Source organism: Streptomyces sp. NTH33, from assembly GCF_003236365.1.
Taxonomy (GTDB): Bacteria; Actinomycetota; Actinomycetes; order Streptomycetales; family Streptomycetaceae; genus Streptomyces.
Genome location: NZ_POTZ01000586.1, coordinates 1 through 3,605, shown reverse-complemented (window position 1 = coordinate 3,605; position 3,605 = coordinate 1). Strand labels below are relative to the sequence as shown.

4 protein-coding genes and 1 pseudogene are annotated in these 3,605 nt (G+C 66.3%); 1 reads left to right on the top strand and 4 read right to left on the bottom strand.

What is annotated here, in order from left to right; translation table 11 throughout:
- Positions 1 to 163: 163 nt before the first annotated feature.
- Complete coding sequence (locus C1I97_RS33360; RefSeq protein WP_181447022.1) at positions 164 to 706, bottom strand: DapH/DapD/GlmU-related protein; 543 nt, start codon at positions 704 to 706, stop codon at positions 164 to 166.
- Positions 707 to 809: 103 nt separating this feature from the next.
- On the opposite strand from C1I97_RS33360, the gene C1I97_RS33355 reads away from it, so the two are divergent.
- Complete coding sequence (locus C1I97_RS33355; protein ID WP_111006766.1) at positions 810 to 1,724, top strand: IS982 family transposase; 915 nt, start codon at positions 810 to 812, stop codon at positions 1,722 to 1,724.
- A gap of 293 nt (positions 1,725 to 2,017) precedes the next feature.
- On the opposite strand, the pseudogene C1I97_RS43090 reads toward C1I97_RS33355, so the two are convergent.
- The 3 genes and pseudogenes from C1I97_RS43090 to C1I97_RS33340 all read right to left on the bottom strand — a co-directional run.
- Positions 2,018 to 2,254: pseudogene (locus C1I97_RS43090) on the bottom strand (transposase); the annotation flags it as partial.
- Positions 2,255 to 2,294: 40 nt separating this feature from the next.
- Positions 2,295 to 2,480, bottom strand: coding sequence for a DUF397 domain-containing protein (locus C1I97_RS33345; RefSeq protein WP_441349180.1), 186 nt, complete (start codon positions 2,478 to 2,480; stop codon positions 2,295 to 2,297).
- Between the two features lie 5 nt (positions 2,481 to 2,485).
- Positions 2,486 to 3,328, bottom strand: a complete 843-nt coding sequence (locus C1I97_RS33340) for a helix-turn-helix domain-containing protein (protein ID WP_111006763.1) — start codon at positions 3,326 to 3,328, stop codon at positions 2,486 to 2,488.
- Positions 3,329 to 3,605 lie beyond the last annotated feature (277 nt).

Genomic DNA, 3,605 nt, shown 5'->3' with positions numbered 1-3,605 from the left:
ACGGGCCACCTCGTGATCATCTGGCTTAGACACCACAATGATCACGAAGCCCGTGCCTGCCCTGTTATGCGCCCCAACCGGTCACAACCCGACCAGCCGCACGACCCCGGAACTTGCAACCGCCCTGCCCGCAGTTGGGCTCGACGTGACTCCGAAGAGGTCGTCACCACTTTCGGTGCACGGTTGCCTTACTACCGGTCACCAAGCTTGCCGGCGGAACGTCATCGGCCACGACCGCGCCAGCGGCGACCACGGCGTCACGGCCAATGCTGACGCCGGGCAGGATCGTGGCACCGGCACCGATCCACACATTCTCCGCCACTTCGATAGGTGCACCGGTGAGGTACAGCCGCCGCTCCCCGGGATCAACCGGGTGGCCGCTGGTGATGAATGTGACCTTCGGTCCGATCATCACGCGCTCGCCGAGCCGGATGCCGGCATAGTCCAGGAACGTGCAGTTCTGGTTGATGAAGACGCGCTCGGCGAGGTCGAGGTTCAGGCCGTGGTCCGTGTAGAAGGGCGGATAGATCGTGACTCTCGGTGGCAGCGGCTTGCCAAGGATCTGTTCAAACAGTTCCGCCTTGCCCGCTTCGTCTTCGAAAGGCAGGACGTTCAGGCGTGAGGTGAGCTCGGTGACCCGCACAACCCTCTCGGCCATGGCCTGGAACTCGGCGCTGCGGATGCGCATGAGACGGTCGCTGGACATGCCACGATCCTTTCTGGTGTACCGGTGGCTGGATAAGACTCACTGGTGATCAATTTCATGAGGTGCCAGCGGAGACGAGAACGAGGGCATCCAAGATCGTTTTGTGACGAACAACCTGGACGCCCTCGCGACGGCACTCTATGTGAAGACCGACGACCTGCTGAAGGCGTCTCCGCATCTGGCGCCGTGGCGTCCGGCCGTGGGGATCGCCCCGCAGCTCACCGACGCCGAACTCGTCACGCTGGCGATGATGCAGGCCATGCTCGGCTTCACCTCCGAGGCCAGGTGGCTCCGCCACGCCCGCGGTCACCTGCGGCACCTCTTCCCGTACCTGCCCCAGCAGCCCGGCTACAACAAGCGCCTGCGCAAGGCCGCCGCGCTGCTGCGGCGGGTCACCCGGCTGCTGGCCGCCGACACCTCGGTGTGGAGCGACGACGTGTGGATGGTGGACTCCACCCCGGTGGAATGCGGCCGCTCCCGCGAGACCGTCAAACGCTCGGACCTGGCCGGATGGGCCGAGTACGGGTACTGCGCCAGTCACAGCCGCTTCTTTTGGGGCATGCGTCTGCACCTGGTGTGCACCCTCCAGGGCCTGCCCGTCGCGTTCGCCCTGATCGGGGCCAAGGCCGACGAACGCGAAACCCTGCTGGACCTGCTCGCCGCCGAACCGGGCCTGACCTCCGCCCGCCCTGGACAGACGTTGATCGGCGACAAGAACTACTTCGGCCGCGCCTTCGAAGACCAGCTTGCCGAGCGGGACATCAGGCTGCTGCGGCCGGCCCGCGAGGGCGAGCCGGAACGGCCCGGCGCCCCGCTGTTCAAACCACTGCGGCAGGTCATCGAGTCGGTCAACGAGACCTTCAAGGGCCAACTCAACCTCGAACAGCACCGAGGCCGCACACCAGGCGGCGTGATCGTCCGCGTCATGCAGCGCATCCTCGCGCTGACCGCCGCGATCTGGCACAACGACCACACCGGACAGCCCGTCCTACGCTCACTGACCGCCTACGACCACTGACTTGGAATCGATCATCTAGTCTGCGTGACCACTACGGTCATCGCTCCCGGACCACCCGGATAAGGCACGGTGTAGTCGTAAGTCTTCGTGTACGACCAGTCCCAGCCGTTCTTGGTCTTGGTCCTCCTGACGTTGTAGGCGCGGTGTCGGCAGGGTGGGTCTGGTGCCGGCAAGGCATCCGTCGATGAGGTCGGGCCGGTAATGGACCTGACGCAGTCCCCACCGAAGGGCGCGCATCAGGTGGGCGGAGTCGGTGAAGGCGGTGTTGGCCTGGCAGCGCCTGCGGAGCAGGGGCCAGATGCCCTCCACCGGGCCGAGGTCGGGCGCACACCTGGGCAGCAGGATGACCGTCAGCCGTTCCCGTTCGGCCACGAGCGCCTGCTTCGTCTTGGATGTGTGGGTGCTCAACCGGTCCCACACCACGATGAGCGGGCCTTGAGCAGTTGGCGGGCGCCGTCGAGCAGGCGGATGTGGTCCGTCTCGCTCAGCGAGCGGCGCTCGCCCTTGCGGCCGATATGCCGGCGCAGCCGGCGTGGGGCCGTCGTAATGCTTTGACGCCCTGTACGCGGGTCAGGTGCCCAACTCACCACGCTTCACGGCGGTCACGAACGAGGCCCAGCCATCAGCCGCGAACGTGAGCACAGGGCCGTGTTCCGTCTTGCTGTCTCGTACAGGAACGACGGTGAACAAGTCGCCGGAGACCTCCACGCACGCGCCACCATCCGAATTGCTGTAGCTGCTCTTGCGCCAGGTCACGGCCTTCAGGGCGAGGGGTCGCACAGCACTTCCTCCAACATGCGCAGGATGAACTTTTGCGACTCGGCGAGGGACATAGCCATGTCGCGTACCGCATCGTAGGCACGTTGCAGGCGTTCGACAGCACCATGTTCCTCAATCAGTTCGCCGCGGTGCGCATTCTCGGTGTAGGCCACCGTACGTCCATCAGGCAGCCTCAAGAACCAGACGTCCGTGCTGTCCAGTCCGTACGGCCCCGCGCTGAAGGGCAGCACATGAATGGTCACGCCTGGCCGTTCCATGACCTCCGTCAGGTACTCCAACTGCTCCCGCCAAGCGCTGGCGTCCCGCAGCCGCGTCCGTAGGACGGCTTCTGACAGGATCGTCCGAAACCGAGGCGCGTCATCACCCTCGAGCAGATCGCGGCGCCCCATTCGTGCGTCGGCCTGCTGCTGCAACTCGTCACCTGCGAGGCCGCCCGCTGCCAAAATCTCCCGCGCATACCTCGGCGTCTGCAACAGCCCCGGCAGCACGCTGACCGCGAAGTGCCACAAGCTGACCGCCTCGGCCTCCAGCGCCATGTACTGCCGATACTGCTCCCGGAACTGCGTACGGTCCGCCCATGCCAGCTCCCACAATGCCAGCAGCATTCCCGGCGTCCCGTAGTACTGATCAAGCGCCTGGACGACCTCGGGACCGCCCAGTGTCTCCCCCTTCTCCATCTTCCCGAACAGCGACCAGTCCCATCCCAGCCGCTCCCTGAGCTGCCGCAGGCTCTCGCCCTTGGCTGCGCGCAGTTGCCGTAACTCCTCGGCGAACCGCCGGCGCGGCTCCTGGCTGCGGCCCGTGACGAGGCGTCGCTGCGGCAAGGTGACTCCCCTCCGGCGCCCCCTGGTCGGTCGCCGTCGACTGTCCAGGAAGCCCTTCGTGCTCGTACTCACACACGCACACTGCCCGCGCTCCCACCGCGATCTCCGTGGAAGGTGTGGCACGTGCGCCCGCAGGCGGGGAACGGCACCGCGTCGACGGCGCGCCCCGGCCCGCCCCGGCGGCATTCTCGTAATGCACCGACTACAAAGGGTAATCAGCCGGATGTCAGCGCGGTGCTCGAATCACACATCCGCCCCCGCCCCGCTCCGCCGGAAG

What these genes read in the sequence shown, in the direction of transcription:
- C1I97_RS33360 (WP_181447022.1), bottom strand. Translation starts at nt 706, where the DNA reads ATGTCCAGCGACCGTCTCATGCGCATCCGCAGCGCCGAGTTCCAGGCC.